This window comes from Oryzihumus sp. (genome assembly GCF_036391795.1).
Lineage (GTDB): Bacteria > Actinomycetota > Actinomycetes > Actinomycetales > Dermatophilaceae > Oryzihumus.
Map to the genome: position 1 here is coordinate 1 of NZ_DASVZH010000298.1, position 2,470 is coordinate 2,470.

Annotated in this window: 2 protein-coding genes; both read left to right on the forward strand. The window is 73.6% G+C overall.

All coding sequences use genetic code 11. The features are described from left to right. Positions 1-573: hypothetical protein (locus VF825_RS18430; protein WP_331116109.1), on the forward strand; the 573-nt coding region annotated here is incomplete at its 5' end. Next, a complete protein-coding gene (locus VF825_RS18435; protein WP_331116111.1) occupies positions 573-2,360 on the forward strand; it encodes a hypothetical protein in 1,788 nt (595 codons plus the stop codon). The genes VF825_RS18430 and VF825_RS18435, both read left to right, overlap by 1 nt. Positions 2,361-2,470: the final 110 nt, after the last annotated feature.

Sequence of the window (2,470 nt, forward strand, 5' to 3'; positions counted from 1 at the left end):
AACGGCTGCACCACGATCGAGGACGTCCGGCTGGACGACTGCTGCAGGCGCGTGCTGCTGCCCACCGAGACGATCACCGAGCTGCTGTGCGCCCTGGCGGCCTGCCTGCTCGAGCGGGACGACGAGCGCCAGCGCCACGAGCCTGAGCGCCAGCACCACGAGCCCGAGCCTGACCGCGAGGCGGTCGAAGGGCCCCGGGTGCACGCCGACCGAGTCAGGTGGGATGACGCGGAGCAGTCCTACCGGGTGCCGGTCACCGGGGCGCTCGCGGCCGGCTCCCTCCGCCGCGCCGTCACGGTGCACTCCCTGTCGGCGCGCGGGTGGGTCGAGGAGGACGTGGAGTCGGTGCACTTCGACGCGGAGGAGTCGCACCTTGTCGTCCGGCTGGCCGGCCGCCCGCAGAACGAGGTGGTGCGGATGATGGTCAAGGGCACCGGGCCCACGCCGGCATGCGGGACCGAGCCGGCGGCACCGCTGGCCGGGGTATGGGGCGGGCCGCCAGGCGGCCGCCACGACGGGCATGACGCGGTGATCATGCTCACGGGCGCGCTGCGCGAGCTTGAGGAGTCATGATGGCCAAGGTCCTGAACACGAAGGCACCCGCCACCGGGGCCGGCGGCGACCCGAGCCTGGACAGCGTCTCCTCGGCGGCGGCCGCCTCCGGCATCCGCAGGCTCGAGCCGACGGACGGGCTGTTCCTCCGGGCCGAGCACCTGCGGCAAATCGAGGACTACGCCCGCGACCTGTCCCTGGCCAACGGCATCGGGGGCGGGCCGGGGGTGGTCTACGGTTACACGCTCGACCTGGATCCGGCCGGGCAGGTCGTCGGTGCCACCGCCGGGCTTGCCATCGATCCGTCCGGGCGGCCGCTGCAGAGCCTGGCCCGGCTCGAGGCGGACCTAAGCGGACTAGCCCGGTCCGAGCCCGGCCGGATCTGGATCGTCGAGGTCATCGCGGCCGAGCCGATCCCGGCCGGGAGCGAGCCGCTGTACTCCGCGGTCTGCGCGACCCCCTGCGGGCCGCAACCGCAGATCCAGCCGTGGCGCGATGACGCCGTGCAGCTACGGGTCCGCGCGCAAACGCTGTGGGGGCCCTGGGTCAACACGCGGCCCACCCGACGGCTGCTCAGCGCGCTGGTCAGCGCCTATTTCGACCTGGAGCGCCAGGACGGCGACCCGTGGCTGACGCCCTCAGGGCCGGGGACGGCCGTGCCCGGCCTAGGCGGCCGGCCCTGGGCGGGCGCGGCGCCGGAGTCCACCGCCGGACCGGCCGGGGTCCCCCTCGGGCTCCTGGCGTGGATCGACGGCAAGTGGGTGCTTGACGTGTGGAGTGCCCGCAGGGACCGGCTGCTCTCCCCGCCCGATACGGCCTGGCACAACCACCTGGGGCTGCGGCCCCGGCCGGTGTTCACCGCCCAGGTGCTGCAGTTCACTGACCAGCTCGCCCGCGAGGCCGTTGACGCCAAGAACCCGCTGCCGTCACGGTTCGTCGAGCTACCGCCGGCGGGCTTCCTGCCGCTGCCGTCCGGACTCGGCGAGGGCGTCAAGACGGTGGCGCAGCTTGTGCGCTGGCTCGAAGTCATCTTCCAGGGCGCGGTGCAGCTGAGCGTGGAGCTGTGCAGCGCCGACGTGGCGCTGAGCGCGGTGGCGCTCGCCCAGCACCTGGACCGCATCCCGCTGGCCGCCCACGCCGAGAAGGGGCCCGTGGTGCAGATCCTCGTCCCAGGCATTCCGGCTGACCTGCCCGCGGTCACGACCTCCAGGTACGGCTGGGTGGCCTTCGTCCGGTCGCCGCGGATCGAGTGGGCCGGCTTCGAACGGGTCCCCGGCGAGCGACCGCAGGCCCCGGGTGGTGAACCGCCAGCGACCGACAACGGACCCGAAGGGGACGAAGTCTCCGCAGCGGCCAACGAGGAAGCCGCGGCTCACGAGGCGTCCGAAGCGGACGAGGTTCTCGCAGCGGACGAGGTTCCCGCGCCGGCACCCGAGGAGCACGCGAGTGTCGCCGTGCACGTAGTGGAAGCGCCATCGTTCCGTGGCCGGTACCTGAACAGGGTGGCGGACACGGCCGCCCTGCCCGCGGTCACCGAGCTCAGCTTCCCGGGACAGGGATGGGCGCCGGCGGACGACGATCAGGCGATGGCGTCGATCAGGGAAGCCGTGACCCGGGACGGCGGGCGCCTGGCCGACATGGTGGTCACGACCTCGGACGCCGAACGAGAGCCGCTGATGGCCGCCCGCGCCCGCGCGCTGGCCACGCGGCTGGGGCTGGGCGAACCTGGGACGCCCGTCGGCGTGTTCCCGGCCGTCGTCGATGGCCCGGAGGCCATCTACCTCATGACCCGTCGCCCGGCGAGGTGAGCTCGGTGGGCAAGCGAGCCAGGCAGGCCAGCGTCTGCATCCTGCGGGTGGAGGCCGAGCCGGACCGGCTGCTGATCACGATGACGATCGACAGCCCCAGGCGAGAGGGG

Coding starts and splice junctions, on each gene's coding strand:
- VF825_RS18435 (WP_331116111.1), top strand. CDS start 573: ATGGCCAAGGTCCTGAACACGAAGGCACCCGCCACCGGGGCCGGCGGC.